Raw genomic sequence first — 16,784 nt, 5'->3', positions numbered from 1 at the left:
CCCCACCACTGGCCGGGGCGTGCCCCTTTCCGTGCCGAAAAGACGTCCTCACACGCCGGACGGGCTGGTGGATGTGTCACCCGCCCGCCACTCCTCCGCGTACGCGTCGAAGATCGCCCGCAGATGGTGGCCGATCTTCAGGTAGTCCAGGTCGTCCAGGTTGGCCAGCGACACCCGCACCGACCACTCCGGTCCGTCGAAGCCGCCGCCGTTCAGCAGGACCACCGACGTCTGCTCGGCCAGCCGGAACAGCGGGTCCACCGGCTCGTAGTTCGCCTCCAGGAAGTCGGCGAACGGCTTCCCGTGCACGCGTTCCGCCTCGGCCAGCAGGTCCAGCTCGATGTAGTACGCGGCCCGCTTCGGGTCCTCCGAGACCTTCATGTGGACGCCCTCCAGCAGGAGTTCGAGCCGCTGCTGCACGATGGCCCGGATGCGGTGCTTGTACGCCTGGCCCTCGTCCAGCATGTCGAAGAGCGAGAACAGCGCCATCATCACCTGCTGCGGCAGCGAGAGCCCGGCGGTGTGGTTCAGCGCCACCTGCCGGGAGTCGGCCACCATGCGGTCGATGAACCTCATCTTCTCCGGCTCCAACGACAGCGTTCCGTAACGCCGGTTGAGCCGCTCCTTCGTCTCCGCGTCCTGCTCCTTCAGCATCGCGTCGATCACGTTGTCGTCGTGCAGCGCGATCACCCCGAGCCGCCAGCCGGTTGCCCCGTAGTGCTTGGAGTAGGAGTAGACGAGCAGCGTGTTGCGCGGCAGGTCGGCGGCGAGCGAACGGAAGCCCTCGACGAACGTCCCGTACACGTCGTCGGTCACGATGACCAGGTTCGGGTTCTGCTCGGCGACGATGGAGGCGATCTGCTCGCTGACCCGTGAAGAGAGCGCCAGCGAGGGCGGGTTGCTCGGGTTGACGCAGCAGACCATCTTCACCGACGGGTCCGCCAGCTTGGCGACCTCCTCCTCCGGGTAGCGCCACTGCCGCACCCCGGTCTCGGTGAACAGGTTCGCCTCCACATGGACCACGTCGAAGCCGTACGTGTCCAGCTCGGGGATCTCCAGGTACGGGGTGAACACCGGGACCATCAGGGCGATCCGGTCGCCCTTCTTCAGGATCCCGTTCCTCATCAGCGAGTCGAAGATGTAGCACATCGCCGCCGTGCCGCCCTCGGTCGCGAACAGGCTCAGCGTCTGCCCCTCCGGCGGCCGGTGGTCGAACATCTCGTCCGCGAGGTAGCCGCGCACGATCTCCTCGGTGTGGCGCAGGATCCGGTCCGGTACCGGGTAGTTGTCGCCGATCGAGGAGTCCGCCAGCTCGTGCACGAACGCGTCCCGGTCGAAGCCGAACCGCTTCACCGCCAGGTCCACGCTCGCCTTCAGCAGCTCGATGCCGGGCAGCTCCGGGTGCGTACGGACGAAGTGCTCGAACCGCTCCGCGCACCCGGCCTCCTCCGGCATCCCGCCGAGGTTGTCCGCCGTCCAGACCCGGCGGGACTCGGAGATCGCGAAGTAGCCGAGCGCGTGGTACGCCTCACGCGGGCCGGTGGCGGTCCAATTGGGGTTGCCCCGGCCCGCGTTGAGCATCGCCCGGGTCGTCTTCCCCTTCTGGCCCGGCTTGTCGCTCTGCGCCTCCGTCGCGATCTGGATGAACTTGTCCTTCAGCTCGAAGGGCGAGAGCTGGGCGAAGGACCGGATCTCTTCCCGGCTGAGCTTGGTCTTGGGCATGGTGGTGTCCGCTCCCGTGCAGGGTCAGTGGTTGAGGATGACGATCACGGCGCCCCACACCGTCAGCAGGACGTTGCCGACGGCGTACGGAATCGTGTAACCGAGGGTGGGGATCTGCGACTTCGAGGTCTCGTTGACGGCGCCGATCGCCGCCGTGGTGGTCTGGCCGCCCGCCAGGACGCCCATCAGGACCGGGAACCGGATCTTCTGGACGTAGTGGCCGACGAGGAACCCCACGATCAGCGGGACCACGGTGGCGACCGCGCCGAAGACCAGCAGCCCCCAGCCGGCCGTGGAGAGGCCGCTGGTGAAGCTCGGGCCCGCGTTGATGCCGACGACGGCGACGAAGAGGCAGAGGCCGAGGGTGTCCATGAACCACTGGGCGCCCGGCGGCACGTTCCCGTACGTCGGGTATTTCCCGCGGATCCAGCCGAAGACCAGACCCATGATCAGCCCGCCGCCCGAGGTGGAGAGCGAGATCGGCACCCCGCCCGCCGTCAGCGCCGGGATGCCGATGCAGCCGCCGAGGAAGATGCCGAGCCCCACCCAGACCATGTCGGTCGCGAAACTGGTCGGTACCGGTTTGCCGAGCGTCTTCGCCGCCGGACCGACCAGGCGCTCCGGGCCGGTGAGGATCAACGTGTCGCCGCGCTCCAGCGGGGTGGAGAGCCGGTACGGGAACTCCGCGCCCGCCCGGTACAGCTTGTCGATGTAGACGCCGACCATGAACGGCTCCCGGCGCACCTCCGCGACCGTCCGCCCGAGGTGCGCCTTCTCCGAGGCGACGACGTGCAGCGTCTCGGTGCGGTAGCCCAGCAACTCGACGTCGTCGGCCTCGGCGCCGATGTGCGTGACGGGGTCGAAGTCGACCAGGTCGCCACGGATCGCGCTGACCGCGACGGTGTCGCCGAGGCGGAGCGTACGGGACTGGTCGTGCTCCAGGACCGTCCCGTCCCGGCGCACGCCGGTGAGGTAGACCCGGCGGCCCAACCCCCTCTGCTGCTCCTCGAAGTCCGCCACCGAGCGGCCCACCAGGTCCGGGCGGTCCACGCGGTAGGCGCGCAGCACCACCTCGTAGTAGCCCGCCCCCTCGTCCGGGCTCTCGTCCGGCGCGTCCAGCTCGGCGGCGAGGGCGGCGCTCTCCTTCGCCAGGTCCCTGCGGTACAGCTTGGGCAGCACGTTGGCCAGGAGCATCGCGCAGAGGATGGTGCCGAGCGGGTACGTCACCGCGTAGCCGACGGCCACCAGGTTCGCCTGGGTCTTCGCCTCGTCGGCCGACAGCCCCGGCAGCGTACCGATGGCGTCCTGCGCGACCCCGATCGCGGCCGACTGGGTGAGGGCCCCGCTCATCAGGCCGGCGCCGAGCCCGGGACCGTAACCGAGCAGGCTCGCGAAGAGCCAGGAGACCAGCAGCCCGGTCACACAGACCACGACCGCGTTGACCACCTGCGGCAGGCCGTCCTTCTTCAGCCCCCGGAAGAACTGCGGTCCCACCCGGTAGCCCAGCGCGAACAGGAACATGATGAAGAACAGGTTCTTCACCGTGTCGTCGATCTCCACCTTGAACTGCGCGCCCAGCACCAGCCCCGCCACCAGGCACCCCGTCACCGCGCCCAGCGCGATCGCCCGGTAGCGGACCTTGCCCAGCAGGAAGCCGAGCGCGATGACGAGGAAGACGAGCAGTTCGGGGTGGGGCTGGAAGATGTTCCGGTTGAGGAAGTCGATCACGTCAGGCCCCCAGTACGCCGACGAGGATGGGGCCGGTCAGCGGGAGCAGGAAGTTGGAGAGCGTGTACGTGATCGTGTAGCCGAGCAGCGGTACGGAGCTCTGGGCCACCTGGGTGATGGAGGTGATCGCCGGGGTCGAGCACTGCTGTCCGGCGATGGCGCCGATCAGCAGCGGCTTCTCGATCTTCAGCAGCTTGCGCCCGACGATCAGGGAGATCGTGGCGGGCACCAGGACCATGGCGATCCCGGCGAACGGCAGCAGCGCCCCGTACTCCTTGAGCAGCGGCCAGGCCTGCGGTCCCGCCGCCAGTCCCGTACAGGCGATGAAGACGGCCAGGCCCATGTCCTTGAGCGTGCTCGCGGCCTGCGGCGGGAAGGCGCCGAAGGTCTGTTTGCGGGAGCGGAACCAGCCGAAGAGCAGGCCGGAGATCAGGCAGCCGCCGCCGGTGCCGAGCGACATCGGGACGTCGCCGAGCTTGACCACGATCTGGCCGAGCAGTGAGCCGGCGACGATGCCGAAGCCGATGTAGACGAAGTCGGTGGAGTCGTTCTTCACGACCGCGCCGATCTTGGCGACCAGCTTGTTCAGCCCGCCGCGCGCGCCGACCAGGGTGAGGACGTCGCCGCGCTGGAGGACGGTCTCGCCGCTGGCCGGGAGGTGCTGGTCGTTGCGGAGGACGTCGGTGATGTAGACGCCGTCCGCGCGGAACTCCGGGTGGTTCTTCTCCAGCCGGTCGATGGTCGAACCGGCGGTGGCCTTCTCGGTGACGGCGACCTGGCTGGTGGCCAGCGGCGCGTCGAGCCCCGGGACGGCCGGGGTCTCCGGGCCGATCTCCCGGCCCGCCTCGATGATCGCCGAGCGCCGGCCGACGACCTGGATCAGGTCGCTGAGCGTCAGTTCCAGCTCCGGGGAGGGCGTCAGCAGCTTGCTGCCGCGCTTGACGCCCTCGACCGTGATGTGGCCGCCGAGCGCGTTCTCCAGGTCGCCGACCGTACGTCCGTCGGCATGGGTGACCAGGTAGGTGCGGCCGACCATGCCCGGCAGCGCCTCACGCTCGTCGGACTCCAGACCGGCCTGGCCGCCGCGCATCTTCTCCCACAGCTCGCGGGAGGCGTCGGCCAGGTTGATGCGGAGCAGCATCGGCATGATCTGGCTGGTGAAGAGGACGATGGTGATCAGGCCGAACAGGTAGCAGACCGTGTAGGCGGTCGCCACGTGCCCCTGGTACTGGGTGATCTGCTCGGAGGTCAGGTCGCTGAGCTTGCCGATCGCCTCGGTGGCCGTACCCACGACGGCGGACTCGGTGGCCGCGCCCGCCAGGATGCCGGACGCCGTGCCGACGTCCAGGTCGAAGGCCTTGGCGAGCCCGTAGGCGATCCCGAGGACACAGACCAGCTCGATCAGGCAGAGCGTGAAGAAGCGCAGGCTGGAGCGGTTGAGGTTGGCGAAGAACTGCGGCCCGGCCATGTAGCCGAGCGAGAAGATGAACAGCGCGAAGAAGACGGTCTTGACGTCGTCGTCGACGCTGACGTTCCGGGTGCCGATCAGCAGCGACACGATCAGCGTGCCGCAGATACCGCCGAGCGTGATCGGGCCGACGCGGAGCTTGCCGACCAGGTAGCCGGCGGCGAGACAGAAGAAGAGGGCCAGTTCGGGATGGTCGCGCAGTACGCCCATCCCGCGTCACCCACCGGTTCCGGTGTCGACGGCACGCGTGATCAAAGGGGACATAAGGGCGAAATTAACAGGGGTGGGACCTCCCGGCACTTCACCCCGCTCCGGCAACCCCCGTTCACCTCTCGACGGGTGGCCGGGTCCGGAGCCCTCGCGTGACGCGCTGGACATCCTTCGGCAACGGAATCGTCTTCAACTCTTGACACCCACCCCCTTGAGGCAGGAACCTTCCGGCATCGGCGCATGGGAGCGCTCCCACGAATACGGGGAGGGGATCCCGCGCGCTTCCTTCCCGCAGGACTTCCCTGTCCTTTCACCAGGACTTCCCCGCACCAAGGAGCAGTGGAATGCGCATCACCCGCAGCGTTGCCGGTCGACGCCGGAGAACCGCGATCGTGGCCACCTCGGGCCTCACGGTCACCGCCCTGCTGCTCACCGGCTGCGGCGGCTCGTCCGACTCCGGAAGCAAGGGAGCCGACGCCGACGGCAACATCACGCTGACCGTGGCCGACTTCGGCCAGTTCGGGTACAAGGAGGCCGGGCTCTTCGAGAAGTACCACGAGCTCAACCCGAAGATCACGGTCAAGGAGGACACCACCGCCGAGGAGAAGAACTACTACCCGAAGCTGCTCCAGCAGCTGAACTCGGGCAGTGGCCTCGCCGACGTCCACGGCATCGAGGTCGGCCGGATCAAGGAGATCGTCGACACCAAGGCGGACTCGTTCGCCGACCTCTCCAAGGTGATCGACGTCGACCAGTGGGTCTCCTGGAAGGCCAAGCAGGCCACCGCCCCCAGCGGCGCGGTGATCGGCGCGGGCACCGACATCGGCCCCATGTCGCTCTGCTACAACCGTGAGCTGTTCGAGAAGGCCGGCCTGCCCACCGACCGCGCCGAGGTCGCCAAGCGGACGGCCGGCGGCTGGGAGGACTTCCTCGCGCTCGGCGAGGAGTACAAGAAGAAGGCGCCCCAAGGCACGTACTTCATGGACTCCGCCAGCGCCATGTTCAACGCGGTCGTCAGCTCCAGCCCCGAGCAGTACTACGACGCGAGCGGCAAGCCGGTCTACAAGGAGAGCGCCAGCGTCAGCAAGGGCTGGGACCTGGCCGCCGAGGCCGCGTCCAAGAAGCTGACGCAGGGCCTGGCCCAGTTCGAGGACCAGTGGCAGGCGGCCCTGCGCAAGAGCACCGTCGCCACCGTGGTCTGCCCGGCCTGGATGGCCGGCCAGATCTCCACGTACGCCGGTGACGCCAACAAGGGCAAGTGGGACATCACCAGCGCACCCGGCGCCACCTCCGCCAACTGGGGCGGCTCCTTCCTCGCCGTACCGAAGTCCGGCAAGAACGTGGACGAGGCCACCAAGCTCGTCAAGTGGCTGACCGCGCCCGAGCAGCAGGCCGCCGTCTTCAAGGCGATCGGGGTCTTCCCGTCCAACCAGGGCGCCTACGAGCTGCCGGACGTGAAGAGCGCCACCCTGCCGTACTTCAACAACGCGCCCATCGGCCAGATCTACGCGGACGGCGCGAAGTCCATCCCCGAGGCGGTGCTCGGCCCGAAGGACGGCGTGATCAAGGACTCGATCTCCACGCAGATCAACAACATGGAGCAGCGCGGTACGAAGCCGGACGCGGCCTGGGACGTCGCGGTCCGCACGATCGACAAGGCGATCGGCTGAGCTGAACCGGCCGCCCGCGGCGCGACCTGAACCGACGCCGCGCGGACCCGGCGCCGGGGCGGGCGGGCGACTCCTGCCGCGCCCGCCCGCCCCGGCCGCCCGTCACCGGCCCGCCCACTCCATGACTCAGCCGCCCGCCGGCGCCCCCAGGGAAGGACTCCCGCCCGTGGCAACCTCGACCCCCACCCGGGACGCGTACGCATCCCCGCCCCGCGAACCGCAGAAGGAACCACCGTCCGAGCGGCGGCAGTTGTGGCGCAGCCGGCTGTGGCGGTTCGACGACAAGGCGTCCCCGTACGCCTACATAGCGCCGTTCTTCCTGATCTTCGGGGCCTTCGGCCTCTACCCGCTCCTCTACACCGGCTGGATCGCCCTGCACCGGGTCTCGATGACCGGCCTGGACTCGATGGAGTGGGTGGGCTGGGAGAACTTCGACAAGATCCTGCACGACCCGGAGTTCTGGACCTCGGTCAGCAACACCTTCCTGATCGGTGTCATCTCGACCGTCCCGCAGCTCCTGGTGGCGCTCGGCCTCGCGCATCTGCTCAACTACCGCCTGCGCGCCAGCACGTTCTGGCGCACGATCATCCTCACGCCGTACGCGACCTCCGTCGCCTCCGCCGCCCTCGTCTTCGCGCTGGTCTTCAGGGCGGACGGCGGACTGCTCAACTGGACGCTCGGCCTCGTCGGCTTCGACCCGGTCAACTGGGCGAACGGACACTGGACTTCGAAGCTCGCCATCTCGATCATCGTGATCTGGCGGTGGACCGGCTACAACGCGCTGATCTACCTCGCGGCCATGCAGGCGGTCCCCAACGACCTCTACGAAGCAGCCTCGTTGGACGGCGCCTCGCGCTGGCAGCAGTTCCGCAAGGTGACCATCCCCTCGCTGCGGCCGACGATCCTGTTCACCATCGTCATCTCGACGATCGGGTCCATGCAGCTGTTCGGTGAGCCGCTGCTGCTGGAGGGCGGCGCGATGGGCGCCACCGGCGGCAACGAGAACCAGTACGAGACGCTCAGCATCTACCTCTACAACTACGGCTGGAACCTCGGACATCTGGGTCCGGCGGCCGCCGTGGCCTGGGCGATGCTCGCGCTCCTGCTCATCATCGCCGCGGTCAACTGGTTCATCGGCCGCTACGTCCGCAAGTCCGCGGTCTGACCGGGAGCGATTCCATGACCATGACCAGCACCACACCCACCGCCCCGGTGAAGCCCGCACCGTCGCCGAAGGGCAGCGCCCCGCACCGCCCCAGCCGCTTCAGGATGGGCGCGGGCCAGCAGATGAAGGGCGGCCCGTTCGCGTACATCGCGCTCGCCGTCGTCGGCTTCGGCTCGCTGCTGCCGCTGTACTGGACCCTGGTGGCGGCCTCCCGCACCCAGGACGAAGTCCTCGCCTCCACACCGCCGTTCCTGCCGGGCGGCAGGCTGGTGGAGAACCTCCAGACGGCCTGGGAGCAGGCCAGCCTCGGCAAGGCGATCGTCAACAGCATCATCGTCTCGTCGTCCATCACCGCCGCGACGCTCTTCTTCTGCACGCTCGCCGGCTACGCGTTCGCCAAGATGCGCTTCCGGGGCCGGGGCTGGCTGATGACCGCCGTCATCGCCACGCTCACGATCCCGCCGCAGCTCAGCGTGGTCCCGCTCTTCATGATGATGTCCGGCCTCGGCTGGGGCGGGCAGCTCGAATCGGTGATCTTCCCGACGCTGGTGAGCGCGTTCGGCGTGTTCTTCATGCGCCAGTACCTGATCGAGGCGCTGCCGTACGAGCTGATCGAGGCGGCCAAGATCGACGGGGCGAACAACTTCCGCATCGTGGTGAGCGTGGTGCTGCCGGTCGCCCGCCCCGCGATGATGGTGCTCGGGATGCTCACCTTCGTCCAGGCGTGGAACGACTTCTTCTGGCCCTACCTCGCCCTCAACCAGCAGAACCCGACCCTTCAGGTGGCGCTCGGCCAGCTCAGCGCCTCGTACACGCCCGACCAGTCCATCGTCATGGCGGGCGCGCTGATCAGCACGCTGCCGCTGCTGGTGGTGTTCGTGGTCTTCGGCAAGAAGATCGTGGGCGGGATCATGTCGGGCGCGGTCAAGGGCTGACGTCATCCGCGGTGCGGCCGGCCCCGGCCGCGCCGCCCCTCCACCTCATCCTCCACTACCCCCATGGGAGCGCTCCCGCATGACTGTCGTACGATCCGACACCGCCCCGCAGCAGGCCCCCACGGCCCCCGCCCCCTTCCCGACGGGCTTCGTCTGGGGCGCCGCCACCGCCGCGTACCAGGTGGAAGGGGCAGCCGCCGAGAACGGCCGCACCCCCTCCATCTGGGACACCTTCAGCCACACCCCCGGCAAGGTCCTGAACGGCGACACCGGAGACGTGGCCGCCGACCACTTCCACCGCTACCGCGACGACGTGGCGCTGATGAAGCGGCTCGGCCTCCAGGCGTACCGCTTCTCCGTCTCCTGGTCCCGCGTCCAGCCCACCGGCCGCGGCCCCGCCGTCGAACGCGGCCTGGACTTCTACCGCTCGCTCGTCGACGAGCTGCTCGCGGCCGGCATCACGCCCGTCGCCACGCTCTACCACTGGGACCTGCCCCAGGAGTTGGAGGACGCGGGCGGCTGGCCCGAGCGCGCGACGGCCGAGCGGTTCGCCGACTACGCGGCCATCATGGCGCGCGCGCTCGGCGACCGGGTCGGGATGTGGACGACGCTCAACGAGCCCTGGTGCACGGCCTTCCTCGGTTACGGCTCCGGGGTCCACGCCCCCGGCCGCACCGAACCGGCCGCCGCGCTGCGGGCCGCCCACCATCTCAACCTGGCCCACGGCCGGGCGACCGAGGCGCTGCGCGCCAACCTCCCCGCCGCCGCGCAGACCTCGGTCACCCTCAACCTCCACCAGGTGCGCCCGCTCACCGGCAGCGACGCGGACGCGGACGCGGCGCGCCGGATCGACGCGGTGGGCAACCGGATCTTCACCGGCCCGATGCTGCGGGGCGCGTACCCGGAAGACCTGCTCGCCGACACCGAACGCATCGTGAGCTGGCCGGAGTTGATCCGCGAAGGCGACCTCGCCGCCATCGCCGCCCCGATCGACGTGCTCGGCGTCAACTACTACACGCCCACGATCGTCTCCACGCCCGCCTCCGGCGCCGGGGACACCCGCAACGACGGCCACGGCAGCAGCGACCACTCCCCGTGGCCGGGCTCGGAGCACGTCGCCTTCCACCTCGCCGAAGGCAAGCCGCGTACGGCCATGAACTGGTCGGTCGACCCGAACGGCCTGTACGCCCTCCTCATGGACGTCGCCCGCGAGAACCCGGGCCTCCCGCTGATGGTCACCGAGAACGGCGCGGCCTTCGAGGACACCGTCGACGCGGACGGCCAGGTCCACGACCCGGAGCGGATCGCCTACCTGCACGGCCATCTCGCCGCCGTACAGCGGGCGGTGGCCGACGGCGCCGACGTACGCGGCTACTTCCTCTGGTCGCTGATGGACAACTTCGAGTGGGGATACGGCTACTCGAAGCGGTTCGGCGCGGTCCACATCGACTACGCGACCCAGCTCCGCACCCCCAAGGCGAGCGCGCACTGGTACGGCGAGGTGATCGCACGCCACGGACTGCCGCCGGAGGCGTGACGCGCTGAGCGCCGTGGGCCCCGGTGGCGACAGACCGGGGCCCACACCTCGACCCGGCTTTGGGAGCGCTCCCAATACACTGTCCGTACGCTCGTCGGAGTGATCGATCCAGGACTTGGATTGACTGTACGGCTGTGAGAAATTGACCGGGAACGGGGAGGCAGCCATGGCGGCAGCGCGAGTACGGAACGGCGGGCGGCCCACGCTCGAAGAGGTGGCGGCCCGGGCCGGAGTCGGCCGCGGCACCGCCTCCCGCGTCATCAACGGCTCACCCCGGGTCAGCGAAGCGACCCGCGAGGCGGTCGAGGCGGCCGTCGCCGAACTGGGCTACGTCCCCAACCGCGCCGCCCGCGCCCTCGCCGGCAACCGCACCGACGCCATCGCGCTGGTGGTGCCGGAGCCGGAGACCCGCTTCTTCGCCGAACCGTACTTCTCCGCCATAGTGCGCGGCGTGGGAGCGGCCCTGGCCGACACCGAGATGCAGCTTCTCCTCACCCTCGCGGGCAACGACCGCGAGCGCCGCCGGCTGGCGCAGTACCTGACCGCGCACCGGGTCGACGGCGTCCTGCTGGTCGCGGTGCACGCCGACGACCCGCTGCCGGAGCTGCTGGAACAGCTCGGCATGCCGTGCGTGATCAGCGGCGCGAGGCACGCGAACGAGCCTCTCGCCTCGGTCGACTCGGACAACTTCGAAGGCGCGCGGGCCGCCGTCGACCACCTGATCACCCGGGGCCGCCGGTCGATCGCCACGATCACCGGCCGCCTGGAGGTCTACGGTGCCCAGCGCCGCCTGGACGGCTACCGCGCCGCCCTCGCCGCCGCGGGCCTGCCCCCGGACGAACGCCTCATCGCCCCGGCCGACTTCACCGAGGAGGGCGGCGCGCGGGCCATGCGCGAACTCCTCGCCCGCCGCCCCGACCTGGACGCGGTCTTCGCGGCCTCCGACGTGATGGCGGCCGGCGCCCGCCAGGTCCTGCGCGAGGCCGACCGCCGCATCCCCGAGGACGTGGCCCTGATCGGCTTCGACGACTCGGTGGTCGCCCGCCACATGCACCCGGCCCTCACCAGCGTCCGCCAGCCGATCGAGGAGATGGGCCGCCGGATGGCCGAACTGCTCCTGGAGGAGATCGCGGGACGCGTGGGCGAGGAGCGGCCGTCGGTGGTGCTGCCGACGCAGCTGGTGGTGCGCGACTCGTCGTGACGGCCCTCGCGGCACGTCGTTGCGGTAGCCGGGCCTCCGGATTTCACCAGTTCTTCACGCGTCTCCGCTCCGACGGCTAATGTTCGCTGCGTACGACGAATGTGTGACGCACCACACACGTCACGCAGCGGGCTGCCGGGTGCGCTCCGAGCGGCCGTGCATCTGGGGGGCCTCGTGCACGAGATGGTCAAGGGCGCCAACGTCGGTCTCACGGCGCTGAGCGAGAACGTCGGCTCGGTGATGGTGGGCCTGGGCTGGAGCAGCGCTACGGGGGAGGGCGACGCGGACGTCTCCGTCCTCCTGCTCGACGGCGACGGCAAGGTCCGCAGCGACGACGACTTCTGCTTCTACAACAACCCCGTGGCCGGCAACGGAAGCGTGCAGTTGCTCGGCAAGACGCCCACGGCCGACGGCAGCGAGGACCGGATCAGCTTCGATCTGGACGCCGTGCCGCAGGAGATCGACACGGTGGTCGTCGCCGCCAGCCGCTACGGCGGATCCCGCTTCGGCGAGCTGGACGACCTCCGCCTCACCCTCGCGGACGGCGCGGGCGACGGCCTGGTCCGGTTCGCGGTCGAAGAGGCCGACGAGGTCAGCGCGGTGATCTTCGGTGAGCTGTACCGGCGTTCGGGGGAGTGGAAGTTCCGGGCCGTCGGCCAGGGGTACGCGTCGGGGCTCGCCGGGCTGGCGACCGACTACGGCGTCGACATCGACGACGACGCGGCGGAGGAGGCGGAGGAGGAGGCGGAGGGCCTGGTCGAAGAGGCGCCGAGCGCCGAAGCGGAGCCGCCGCCGCAGCCCGCCGCCGCCCCGAAGGCCCGGGTCCCCGCCCACGCCACCGCCGACCGCGCCGACGACGCGGCTCCCGCCGCCCCGGCCCCGGACCCGGTCACCCCGCCCAAGCCCGCACGCCGTCCCCGTACCGCCAAGAAGAAGGTCACCCTCCCCCGTACGGTCAGGAAGAGCCTCGCCGACAACGAGTCCTGGCGCTCCGCCCGGCTGTTCCCGGTGTCCGCGCTCAAGAGCGACCGCGAGCGCGAGACGCGGGCCACCTCCGTCGTCCTGTCCGTGATGGCGCAGGTGCCGGAGTTCGGCCGCCGCCTCACCGCCGGGTTCGGCGCGCCGGCCGGCCGGATGGAGACGTACACCGAGGTGACGCTGCCGCACGGCGAGTCGCCGCGGCGGCCGGACGGGGTGATCCGGGTCGAGCGGGCGGGCAAGCTGTGGACGGCGCTCGTCGAGACCAAGACCAACGGGAACGCGCTCAAGCCCGACCAGGTGCAGGCGTACATGGACATCGCCGCCCGGCGCGGGTACGAGGCGGTGATCACGCTCTCCAACGACGTGGCGCTGGAGGGCAGCCCGCTCGTCGACGTACGGATCGACGGCCGCCGCAAGCACAAGGTGGCCCTCTGGCACCTGTCCTGGGCCGAGGTCGTGCACCAGGCGCAGATGCTGATCCGCCACGAGGGCGTCGGCAACGCGGCCCACGCCTGGCTGCTCCAGGAACTGCTGCACTACCTCCAGCACGAGAACTCCGGCTGCCACGGCTTCCAGAACATGGGCGCCGCCTGGGTCCCGGTCCGCCGGGGCATCGACGACGAGACCCTGTGCCAGGGCGACGCCCGGGCCCTGGAGGTCATCGAGAACTGGGAGCGCCTGGTCCGCCAGGTCTGCCTGCGCCTCGGCGGTGAGCTGGGACAGAAGGTCCTGCCGGTCCAGCGCACCCGGCGCGGCTCCGACCCGCGGACCCGCCGCACCGAGCTCGCCGACCACCTCTGCGAGCAGGGGCGGCTCAACGCGGAGATCCGGATCGAGGGCACGCCGGGCGTCCTGGCCATCACCGCCGACCTGCGCACCGGCAAGCTCCGTACGTCGATCGAGATCCCGTCCGCCGAGCCCGGCTACCCCCTCAGCCGGGTCAAGCGGCTGATCCGGCGGCTGGCCGAGGCACCGGCCGACCTGCACATCGAGACGCTCGTCGACGGCCCGTCCCCCGGCCCGCGCGGCACGCTGGAGCGGCTGCGCCCGGAGCCCGCCGACATCGTCCCGAAGGGCGGGGCGCAGATCACCGGCTTCCGGCTCTCGCTGTTCAAGGGCATGGGCAACGGCCGGGGCGCCGCCGAGACGGGCTTCATCCGCAGCGTCGACGAGGCCGTGGACCGCTTCCACGCCCAGGTCGTCGCCCAGGTGGAGGCCCCGGCCCGCCGCTCCCGGAGCGAGGAGCCGGCCGGCTGACGGCCTCCGCACACGAAGGCTGACCGGCCTCCGCACACGAAGAAGGGCCCCGGTCCGAAGACCGGGGCCCTTCTGTCAGGGTGAGTAACGGGACTTGAACCCGCGACATCCTGGACCACAACCAGGTGCTCTGCCAGCTGAGCTATACCCACCATGTCGCCCGGTCGTTTCCGACCGGCCGAGAAAAAGTGTACAGGGTCCGGGAGGGTGCTCGCGCCCCCGTTTCCCGGGGCCGGTCAGCAGCCGCTCGCACGGCCCTGACCAGCGGTTTTCTCCGGTGTGACGCGGACGGTTCGCTCCAGTGGGGCGGACGGTTCGCCACGGTGCGGCGCGGACGGTTCCTACGGTGCGGCGCGGATCACGTGACGCGCCGCGATCTCCTTGGCGCGCTCCGAGTCCGGGCCGGGCTGCGGAACGAAGACCGCCTCCCGGTAGTAGCGGAGCTCCGCGATGGAGTCGCGGATGTCCGCCAGCGCCCGGTGGTTGCCGTTCTTCTCCGGGCTGTTGAAGTACGCCCGCGGGTACCAGCGGCGGGCCAGCTCCTTGACCGAGGACACGTCCACGATCCGGTAGTGGAGGTAGCCCTCCAGCTCCCGCATGTCCCGCGCCAGGAAGCCGCGGTCGGTACCGACCGAGTTTCCGCAGAGCGGGGCCTTGCCCGGCTCCTTCACATGCTCGCGGACGTACGCCAAGACCTGCTCCTCGGCGTCGGCCAGGGTGGTGCCCCCGGCCAGCTCGTCGAGGAGGCCCGAGGCGGTGTGCATCTGCCGCACCACCTCGGGCATCGTCTCCAGGGCCGCGTCCGGCGGGCGGATCACGATGTCCACCCCGTCGCCGAGCACGTTCAACTCCGAGTCGGTGACCAGGGCGGCCACCTCGATCAGTGCGTCGTCCGTCAACGAGAGCCCGGTCATCTCGCAGTCGATCCACACCATGCGGTCGTTCATGCGCCCCACCCTACGGGGCGCTCCGCTGTCCCGGCAGGGCCGGGCGCCCGGGAGCGTACGCGTCGGGGACCGGCAGCGAGTGCTCCGAGGAGCCCGCCGAGGCCGACACGGAGACCGGAGTCGATGAGCCCATCGGGGCGCCCCTGCGGCCGGACGGCGAGCCCTGGCTGGGCACGACCGTCTCCAGCACCGTCGCGGCGCTCTCCGCCACCCCCTGCGGACGACGGGCCCGGTAGGCGGCCCGGTACGCGGCGGGGGAGGAGCCGAGCTGGCGGCGGAAGTGCCCGCGCAGCGCGACCGGTGAGCGGAAGCCGCAGCGTCCGGCGACCTCGTCGACCGAGTAGTCGGAGGTCTCCAGCAGCCGCTGTGCCTGGAGCACCCGCTGGGTGATCAGCCACTGGAGCGGTGCGCTCCCCGTGAGCGAGCGGAACCTGCGGTCGAAGGTCCGCCTGCTCATGTAGGCGCGCGCCGCGAGCGTCTCCACGTCGAACTGCTCGTGCAGATGCTCCAGCGCCCAGGCCACGACCTCGGCGAGCGGGTCGGAGCCGATCTCCTCGGGCAGCGACCTGTCCAGGTAGCGCTCCTGTCCGCCACTGCGCCGCGGCGGTACGACGAGCCTGCGGGCCAGTGCGCCCGCCGCCTCGGTGCCGTGGTCGGTGCGGACTATGTGGAGGCAGAGGTCGATACCCGCCGCCGTACCGGCGGAGGTCAGCACATCGCCGTCGTCCACGAAGAGTTCGCGCGGATCGACGTGCACCGACGGATAGCGCTTGGCCAGCGTCGGCGCGTACATCCAGTGCGTGGTGGCCGGCCGGCCGTCCAGCAGGCCGGCCGCCGCGAGCACGAAGGCTCCCGTGCACAGGCCGACGATGCGGGCGCCCTCCTCATGGGCGCGCCGCAGCGCGTCCAAGGCCTCGGCGGGCGGTGGTGAGGTGATCGAACGCCAGGCGGGCACCACCACGGTGCCTGCCCTGCTGATCGCCTCCAGGCCGTACGGCGTGGTCAGTTCGAGTCCACCCGTCGTGCGCAGCGGTCCGTCCTCGCCGCCGCAGACCAGCAGGCGGTAGCGGGGAACTCCCGCGTCCTGCCGGTCGATTCCGAAAACGGAGAGCGGGATGGAGCTCTCGAAGATAGGGCCGCCGCTGAACAGCAGCACGGCAACGACTTCCCGGCGTCGCCGCCCGGTCAGCTTGCGTGCGGCCTCCGTCGCGGTGGCGGAGTCCTGGCTCATGACGCTAAGCCCCCCTCGGTGTTCGCGTCTCCCTGGTCCTTACGGGCCTGCCGCTCCTGCACGTTTCCCCTCGGTTTCGCACGGTTCCCCAGCCCCCCGATTTTCAAGATCGAATCTACTTCGTCGCGTGGCCCCGCCGTGACACCTTCCCCCACCGGCTTTAAGTCGATAAGGAAACGTGGCGTGAAGCGTTCGATCACGAAGCGTTTCACCCGCGAAGCGCACAGGGAAGTGCCCTTCGCGAAGGTGGCCCGTCCGCGTCGGGTGAAAGCGTACCGCGCGGTCTCTTCCTGCCTGGTGGGCGGTGGGCTCTCCGGCCATTCCGCGAAGGGTTCGGCCAGGATGTGAAGTTGGCTGAAAATGAACGGTTGCGTGCGCGGGTTCCAGTCACGCCGGGCGCACAACTTCCGCCTGACGGCCGCCCCGGTGCGCTCCCTCGGTCCGGTGGCACGCGGCGGGTTCGGGCCACCGGTGCGGAACATGACGGTCTGACGGGGCTGGAGGGGCTCCTGAGGCGACGGCAACCGGATTACCGACCGATGGGCCGCGGGCGATCGGAATCAGCGGTGCGGTCCGCCGGCTCGCATCGCCCGCCGCGGCCGCGCCCTCCTGCTCCGTACCGCCGCCCGGAGCCCCGGAAAACAGGGCGTCCACCCTCGTCCCGCCCCGCCGAGGCCCGTGTACGACACACCTGGCATTGCCATACCGGACCGCCTCGGGCATGCTCCCTCC

General features: G+C 70.3%; 12 protein-coding genes and 1 tRNA gene. 7 read left to right on the top strand and 6 right to left on the bottom strand.

Features of this window, described 5'->3' with window-relative positions; genetic code table 11:
- Positions 1-48: 48 nt before the first annotated feature.
- From ACQP09_RS10945 to aspT (ACQP09_RS10935), 3 genes are read right to left on the bottom strand one after another with little or no spacing between them, the layout of a single operon-like run.
- Positions 49-1,722, bottom strand: coding sequence for a bifunctional aspartate transaminase/aspartate 4-decarboxylase (locus tag ACQP09_RS10945; RefSeq protein WP_433397990.1), 1,674 nt, complete (start codon positions 1,720-1,722; stop codon positions 49-51).
- 24 nt (positions 1,723-1,746) lie between these two features.
- Positions 1,747-3,450 (bottom strand): aspartate-alanine antiporter, encoded by a 1,704-nt coding sequence (gene aspT, locus ACQP09_RS10940; RefSeq protein ID WP_433397988.1) that lies wholly within the window; start codon positions 3,448-3,450, stop codon positions 1,747-1,749.
- Position 3,451: 1 nt separating this feature from the next.
- Positions 3,452-5,128, bottom strand: coding sequence for an aspartate-alanine antiporter (gene aspT, locus ACQP09_RS10935; protein ID WP_433397986.1), 1,677 nt, complete (start codon positions 5,126-5,128; stop codon positions 3,452-3,454).
- A gap of 344 nt (positions 5,129-5,472) precedes the next feature.
- Between aspT (ACQP09_RS10935) and ACQP09_RS10930 the strand changes: the two genes are divergently transcribed.
- The 6 genes from ACQP09_RS10930 to ACQP09_RS10905 all read left to right on the top strand — a co-directional run bounded on the left by ACQP09_RS10930 (position 5,473) and on the right by ACQP09_RS10905 (position 13,874).
- Positions 5,473-6,798 carry an ABC transporter substrate-binding protein gene (locus ACQP09_RS10930; protein WP_433397984.1) on the top strand — a complete coding sequence of 442 codons (1,326 nt, stop codon included), beginning with the start codon at positions 5,473-5,475 and terminating at the stop codon, positions 6,796-6,798.
- Between the two features lie 166 nt (positions 6,799-6,964).
- Positions 6,965-7,963 (top strand): carbohydrate ABC transporter permease, encoded by a 999-nt coding sequence (locus ACQP09_RS10925; RefSeq protein ID WP_404058283.1) that lies wholly within the window; start codon positions 6,965-6,967, stop codon positions 7,961-7,963.
- A gap of 14 nt (positions 7,964-7,977) precedes the next feature.
- Positions 7,978-8,898 carry a carbohydrate ABC transporter permease gene (locus ACQP09_RS10920; RefSeq protein ID WP_433397982.1) on the top strand — a complete coding sequence of 307 codons (921 nt, stop codon included), beginning with the start codon at positions 7,978-7,980 and terminating at the stop codon, positions 8,896-8,898.
- Between the two features lie 79 nt (positions 8,899-8,977).
- Positions 8,978-10,435: a GH1 family beta-glucosidase gene (locus ACQP09_RS10915; protein ID WP_433397980.1), complete on the top strand. Its 1,458-nt coding sequence runs from the start codon at positions 8,978-8,980 to the stop codon at positions 10,433-10,435.
- Positions 10,436-10,601: 166 nt separating this feature from the next.
- A complete protein-coding gene (locus ACQP09_RS10910; RefSeq protein WP_433397978.1) occupies positions 10,602-11,636 on the top strand; it encodes a LacI family DNA-binding transcriptional regulator in 1,035 nt (344 codons plus the stop codon).
- Between the two features lie 183 nt (positions 11,637-11,819).
- Positions 11,820-13,874: a TerD family protein gene (locus ACQP09_RS10905; protein ID WP_433406549.1), complete on the top strand. Its 2,055-nt coding sequence runs from the start codon at positions 11,820-11,822 to the stop codon at positions 13,872-13,874.
- 79 nt (positions 13,875-13,953) lie between these two features.
- Here ACQP09_RS10905 and ACQP09_RS10900 read toward each other — a convergent pair.
- The 3 genes from ACQP09_RS10900 to ACQP09_RS10890 all read right to left on the bottom strand — a co-directional run bounded on the left by ACQP09_RS10900 (position 13,954) and on the right by ACQP09_RS10890 (position 16,052).
- Positions 13,954-14,026: transfer RNA gene (locus ACQP09_RS10900), tRNA-His, on the bottom strand.
- Positions 14,027-14,215: 189 nt separating this feature from the next.
- On the bottom strand, positions 14,216-14,821 hold the full coding sequence (gene orn / locus ACQP09_RS10895) for an oligoribonuclease (RefSeq protein WP_433397976.1): 606 nt from the start codon (positions 14,819-14,821) through the stop codon (positions 14,216-14,218).
- A 10-nt stretch (positions 14,822-14,831) separates the two neighbouring features.
- Entirely contained in the window at positions 14,832-16,052 is a 1,221-nt protein-coding gene (locus ACQP09_RS10890) for a helix-turn-helix domain-containing protein (protein WP_433397974.1), read from the bottom strand.
- A gap of 183 nt (positions 16,053-16,235) precedes the next feature.
- On the opposite strand from ACQP09_RS10890, the gene ACQP09_RS10885 reads away from it, so the two are divergent.
- On the top strand, positions 16,236-16,400 hold the full coding sequence (locus ACQP09_RS10885; protein WP_366424329.1) for a hypothetical protein: 165 nt from the start codon (positions 16,236-16,238) through the stop codon (positions 16,398-16,400).
- The last annotated feature ends 384 nt before the right edge of the window (positions 16,401-16,784 follow it).

Origin of the sequence: Streptomyces sp. CA-146814, from assembly GCF_050942385.1 — a bacterium.
Taxonomy (GTDB): Bacteria; Actinomycetota; Actinomycetes; order Streptomycetales; family Streptomycetaceae; genus Streptomyces.
This window is presented reverse-complemented; position numbering and strand designations above follow the sequence as displayed.

Excerpts from the sequence above, each read along its gene's own strand:
- ACQP09_RS10920 (WP_433397982.1), top strand. The coding sequence starts at position 7,978 with ATGACCATGACCAGCACCACACCCACCGCCCCGGTGAAGCCCGCACCG.
- ACQP09_RS10930 (WP_433397984.1), top strand. The coding sequence starts at position 5,473 with ATGCGCATCACCCGCAGCGTTGCCGGTCGACGCCGGAGAACCGCGATC.
- ACQP09_RS10890 (WP_433397974.1), bottom strand. The coding sequence starts at position 16,052 with ATGAGCCAGGACTCCGCCACCGCGACGGAGGCCGCACGCAAGCTGACC.
- ACQP09_RS10945 (WP_433397990.1), bottom strand. The coding sequence starts at position 1,722 with ATGCCCAAGACCAAGCTCAGCCGGGAAGAGATCCGGTCCTTCGCCCAG.
- aspT (WP_433397986.1), bottom strand. The coding sequence starts at position 5,128 with ATGGGCGTACTGCGCGACCATCCCGAACTGGCCCTCTTCTTCTGTCTC.
- ACQP09_RS10905 (WP_433406549.1), top strand. The coding sequence starts at position 11,820 with ATGGTCAAGGGCGCCAACGTCGGTCTCACGGCGCTGAGCGAGAACGTC.
- ACQP09_RS10915 (WP_433397980.1), top strand. The coding sequence starts at position 8,978 with ATGACTGTCGTACGATCCGACACCGCCCCGCAGCAGGCCCCCACGGCC.
- orn (WP_433397976.1), bottom strand. The coding sequence starts at position 14,821 with ATGAACGACCGCATGGTGTGGATCGACTGCGAGATGACCGGGCTCTCG.
- ACQP09_RS10910 (WP_433397978.1), top strand. The coding sequence starts at position 10,602 with ATGGCGGCAGCGCGAGTACGGAACGGCGGGCGGCCCACGCTCGAAGAG.